Raw genomic sequence first — 5282 nt, 5'->3', positions numbered from 1 at the left:
GATTGGTGAAGTTTGACCATGTGGTCAAATCTCACGACAAGTCAAAGCCTGATGACCATAGCAAGTCGGTCCCACCCCTTCCCATCCCGAACAGGACCGTGAAACGACTTTGCGCCGATGATAGTGCTGCAACCAGTGTGAAAGTAGGTTATCGTCAGGCTAGTTATAAGAAAAACCCCACCGGTGATCCGGTGGGGTTTTTTGCGTTTATATTCGCGCTGCGAATCTTCACTATCTTCCAAACGAAAAGCGGGGCGAGCCCCGCCGATTCACGCCCCGGCGCTATCGTTCAGGTTTTTGCGCAGGTCAACCAGCTGGTCACGCAGGTGGGTGATCTCGTCCACCGAGCATTTGGTGGCGCACAGGATTTCCGGCATCAGCGCAGCTGCATCCTTGCGCAAGGACTGCCCTTGCTCGGTAAGGGTGACAATCACCTGCCGCTCGTCAGCGCGGGCGCGCGCCCGCTGCACCAGGCCCTGTGCCTCCATCCGCTTCAGCAGCGGCGTCAGGGTGGCGGAATCCAGGAAAAGGCGCTCGCCGATATCCGACACGGTCAGCTCGTCCTGCTCCCATAACACCATCATCACCAGGTATTGCGGATAGGTCAGACCGAGTTTCGGCAGCAGTCCGCGGTACACACGCATCATGGCCAACGAGGTCGAGTAAAGTGCAAAGCAGAGCTGGTCGCCCAGCACGGGTGTAGAAGAAGTAGTTTTCATCGGTCCAATATAGATCGCACACAAGCTAATTGCAAGCGAGGTGACCAGCACGGCCATGCAATATTAATAATGGGGCCCCAAAGCGCGTTCTGTCATATATTTACGTCGTTTCGTCGCATCAGGCCTTTTGGCGGCGCCCCTCTGGAATACGATCACCGGATCAAACCAGAAGGAGATGACCATGGATAGACCAGCTGTGCCGGCGGCGCTGACGCCGGTTGCGAACGACGAACGCATCCAGTCGCTCGATGTCGTGCGCGGCTTTGCCCTCGTCGGCATTCTCCTGATGAACGTCGAGTTCTTCAACCGCGCCACCGCCTCCCTCGGCTCCGGCATGCAGGGCGGTCTCGCCGGCGCGAATTTCTGGGTCAGCTACTTCGTCCAGTACTTCGTCACCGGTAAATTCTGGACCATCTTCTCCCTCTTGTTTGGCATGGGCTTCGCCGTCATGCTGACCAGGGCGGAGCGTGCCGGACGCAGCTTCCTCGTCCCTTACATGCGCCGCATCGCCGCACTGGCCGTCTTCGGCGCCTTGCACCACATCTTCCTGTTCGCAGGCGACATCCTGTTCAGCTATGCCGTCGCGGCGACGGCCCTCTTGATCGTGCTGTATGGGCGCGCCAAGTGGATTCTGCTGGCGATCCTCCTGTGCGCCGGCGGCGGCTTCATCCCGGGCATGGACTGGCTGTTCGGCATCGCCGGCGGCCTGACCTTCTTCGGCGTCGTCGCATGGTGGCTGCGCGGCGAACAGCGCATGAAACGCCTCGGCAAAGCGCCGGTCATCGCCTTCATCATGATGCTGGTCGGCGTGCTCGCCACGATCGGCGGCGCCGTGACCTGGTTCTTGCCCGCCACGCCGCCGCAGGCGCGCTTCGGCCTGCCGATGCTCGGCATCGCCTTGATCACTCTCGGTATCCTTACCACGCGCTACCACGCCGACAAGCCGGCCCGCCCGTGGCGGATCGGTGTCGGCATCTACTGCTTTTCCTTCCTCATGATGACCGGCGCCGGCGCATCGATGTACTTCTTCCCGGAGAAGCCGCCCGTTGCCGCCACCAAGGAGCAAGCCAAGAAGCAGAAAGAACAGGAGGCCGAACGGGCCAAGAACCTGAAGGAGCGCGAAGAACGCATCAAGCGCGAGACGACGGTGCTCACCAAAGGGAGCTTCAGCGACGCCGTCAACATGCGCGCCAAGCAATTCGTCGAAGACGCGCCGGGCCAGGTTGGCTTCGCGACCGTCCTGATCGCGATGTTCCTGATCGGTACCTGGTTCGTCCGCTCGGGCATCATGGAAAAGGCGCAGGCTCATTTGCCGCTGTTCCGCAAGCTGGCCATGTTCGGCCTGCCGATCGGCATCGGCATGGGCGTGCTGGGATCCACCATCGCCATGCATGCGGTGCCCGGATCACGCGGCGCCGACGGCTTCCAGCTGGCATCCGGCCTGCAAATGCTGGGCAACCTGCCGGCCTCGATCGGCTATGTCAGCCTGGTGATCCTGATGCTCTACAGCGCTTCGCCCTTGAACAAGGTAAGCGTGCTGGCACCATTCGGCCGCATGGCCCTGACAAACTACCTGACGCAGTCGCTGGTCGCGTCGACCTTCTTCTTCGGCTACGGCTTCGGCAACTGGGGCATCTCGCGCCTCGACCAGATGCTGTTCGTGGCCGTGCTGGTGGCGGCGCAGATCGTGTTCAGCCATGTGTGGCTGTCGCGCTTCCGCTACGGCCCGATGGAATGGCTGTGGCGTGCGGTCACCTACTGGCAGATCCCACCGATGCGCATCAAGACCCCGGCGGCCGTGCCCGCAGTGGCGACGCCGGCGTGAGGGGGCTGGTTCGACTCGGCGCGGCGCTGCTGATGGGCGCTGCGCTCCCTGTCTGCGCACAACCGGTGAAGCTCGCCGGCCTGGGCCAGCCGGCGCGGATCCTGGTCGACCGCTGGGGCGTGCCGCACATCTACGCGGCCAGCCAGGACGACGCCTTCTTCGTCCAGGGCTTCAACGCCGCCCGCGACCGCCTGTTCCAGATCGACTTGTGGCGCCGCCGCGGGCTGGGTGAGCTGGCCTCGGTCTTCGGTCCCTCCTACGTGGAGCAGGACCGGGCGGCGCGCCTGTTCCTGTACCGCGGCAGCATGGCGCCCGAATGGGCCGCCTATGGCAAGGATGCGCAAAGGACCAGTGCCCGCTTCGTCGCCGGCATCAATGCCTACATCGACTATATTGCGCGCAAGCCGGAGCTGCTGCCTTTCGAGTTCCGCCAGCTCGGCTACAAGCCGGCGAAGTGGCGGCCGGAAGACGTGGTACGCATCCGCAGCCACGGGCTGACGCGCAACCTGACCCAGGAAGTCGCCCGCGCGCGCGTGGTCTGCAGCGCGGGCCTGGAGGCCGATGCCGTGCGCGCCCAGTTGTCGCCGGCATGGACCACGCGCGTGCCCGAAGGGCTCGACCCCTGCCTGCCCGACGACGCGCTCGACGTCTTCACGCGCGCGACCGAGAACGTGCGCTTCGAACGGCGCAAGCTGCAGGTATCGCGCATGACTGCCCCGAACGAGGAACCGCTCGAGGGCAGCAACAACTGGGTGGTCGCGCCCTCGCGCACCACCACCGGCCGCCCGATCCTGGCAAACGATCCGCACCGCGCCTATGGCGCGCCGTCACTGCGCTACATCGTGCACCTGAGCGCCCCCGGGCTCGACGTCATCGGGGCAGGGGAGCCGGCGCTGCCCGGCGTGTCGATCGGCCATAACGGCAAGGTCGCTTTCGGGCTGACCATCTTCAGCATCGACCAGGAAGACCTGTACGTCTACGAAGTCAATCCAGCGAACCCGAAGCAATACCGCTACCAGGGCGGGTGGGAGAACTTCCGCGTGGTGCGCGAAAAGGTGGCGGTGCGCGGCGGTCTCGCACGCACGGTCGAGCTGCGCTTCACCCGCCACGGTCCCGTGATCCACCAGGACGCCCGCAAGCGCCGCGCACTGGCGGTCCGCACCGCGTGGACTGCGCCCGGCATGGCTCCCTACTTCGGCAGCATCGACTACATGAAGGCCCAGGACTTCACCCAGTTCCGCCGCGCGATGGAGCGCTGGGGAGCGCCGACCGAAAACCAGGTGTACGCCGATACGGCCGGGAACATCGGCTGGGTTGCCGGTGGCCTGGCGCCCGTGCGTCCGAACTGGGACGGATTGATGCCGGTGCCGGGTGACGGCCGCTATGAGTGGCAGGGCTTCCTCGACGGCGCCAAGCTGCCCTATGTCCTCAATCCGAAGCAGGGCTGGTTCGCCTCGGCCAACGAGATGAACCTGCCGGCCGGCTTCCCCTACAGGGAACACAAGCTCGGTTTCGAATGGCCGGACAATGCGCGCGCGCGACGGATCGCGCAGGTCCTGTCGAAGACGCCCAAGGCGAGTATGGAGGACATGGAGCGCCTGCAGAGCGACGTGGTGTCGCTGAACGCGCGTCGCCTGGTGGCCCTGCTCAAGCCGCTGTCTGCGCCGGACCAGAAGACCCAGGCGGCCTTGCGCCTGTTGTCCGCCTGGGATGGCGAGGAGAAGGCCGCGTCCGCGGCTGCGGCCCTGTACGAAGTATGGTGGTCGCGCCACCTTGGTCATGCGTTCAAGGAGGCGGTCATGGCGCCGGCGGCGGCACAGAGCTTCGATGCGCCGCATGCGAGCGTGCTGCTCGAGTCGCTGGAAAACCCGGCGCAGCGCTTCGGCGCGGATGCGGTCCGCAAGCGTGACGAGGTGCTGCTTGCCAGTCTCGCGCGGGCGTGGGCGGAAGTGCAGGGCTTGCTGGGGCCGGATCCGGCGCGCTGGCAATGGGGCAAGCTGCACTTCAGCTATTTCGTGCATCCGATGACGCCGATCCTCGACCAGGCCGCCCGGGCCCAGGTGAACGTCGGGCCCTTGCCGCGTGGCGGTGGCGCCTACACGGTCAACGTGTCGAGCTACCACCCCGACAGTTTCTGGCAGGCGCACGGACCGTCGTTCCGCATGGTGCTCGACGTCGGCAACTGGGATAACTCTCGTGCGATCAACACGCCGGGGCAGTCCGGCGACCCGGCCAGTCCGCATTACCGCGACCTCGCGCAGCCCTGGGCGGAGGGCAAATACTTCCCGCTGCTGTACTCGCGCGAGGCGGTGGAGAAGGCGGCCAAACAAGTCATCGACCTGCTGCCAGGGCGATGACGAAAGGGGCTTGCAAGCGGGCGCGCGCTTTGTTATAGTTCGCGTCCGCTTCGTTTCGAGCAAAAAAAACGTTAACGTAATCAAATGGTTACGATGACAAGCTCAAGAGAAATTCTAAAAACGAAGCGAACGAGGGGTTGACGAGTTAAGCGAAACACTGCATAATCTCACTTCTCTGCTGCTGACGAACACAACGCTTCGCACGGTGCAGCAAGGTAGTACAGAACAACAGTTCTTTAACAATCAACAGTCGATAAGTGTGGGCGTTTGATGAAGGTGCCGCTGACTTCGGTCAGTGATTACTTAAATTATCAAATGTTCACAAAAGTATTAAGCGTTGTCTCAGCAATGAGATAACGGTCAGTATCTTGAGTGAGCGAC

General features: G+C 63.5%; 3 protein-coding genes and 1 rRNA gene. 3 read left to right on the top strand and 1 reads right to left on the bottom strand.

Translation table 11 applies throughout. The annotated features are described in order from the left end of the window. The first annotated feature begins 47 nt into the window (after nucleotides 1–47). Nucleotides 48–160: ribosomal RNA gene (gene rrf / locus YWC_RS0126740) — 5S ribosomal RNA — on the top strand. 109 nt (nucleotides 161–269) lie between these two features. On the opposite strand, the gene YWC_RS0126735 is transcribed toward rrf, so the two are convergent. Beyond that, complete coding sequence (locus tag YWC_RS0126735) at nucleotides 270–719, bottom strand: MarR family winged helix-turn-helix transcriptional regulator (protein ID WP_027868086.1); 450 nt, start codon at nucleotides 717–719, stop codon at nucleotides 270–272. A gap of 181 nt (nucleotides 720–900) precedes the next feature. On the opposite strand from YWC_RS0126735, the gene YWC_RS31845 reads away from it, so the two are divergent. Together YWC_RS31845 and YWC_RS0126725 are read left to right on the top strand one after the other, a co-directional pair. Next, entirely contained in the window at nucleotides 901–2544 is a 1644-nt protein-coding gene (locus tag YWC_RS31845; protein WP_169728164.1) for a DUF418 domain-containing protein, read from the top strand. A 32-nt stretch (nucleotides 2545–2576) separates the two neighbouring features. Beyond that, nucleotides 2577–4901: a penicillin acylase family protein gene (locus YWC_RS0126725; protein WP_051306787.1), complete on the top strand. Its 2325-nt coding sequence runs from the start codon at nucleotides 2577–2579 to the stop codon at nucleotides 4899–4901. Nucleotides 4902–5282 lie beyond the last annotated feature (381 nt).

This window comes from Massilia alkalitolerans DSM 17462, from assembly GCF_000427785.1.
Lineage (GTDB): Bacteria > Pseudomonadota > Gammaproteobacteria > Burkholderiales > Burkholderiaceae_D > Telluria > Telluria alkalitolerans.
This window is presented reverse-complemented; position numbering and strand designations above follow the sequence as displayed.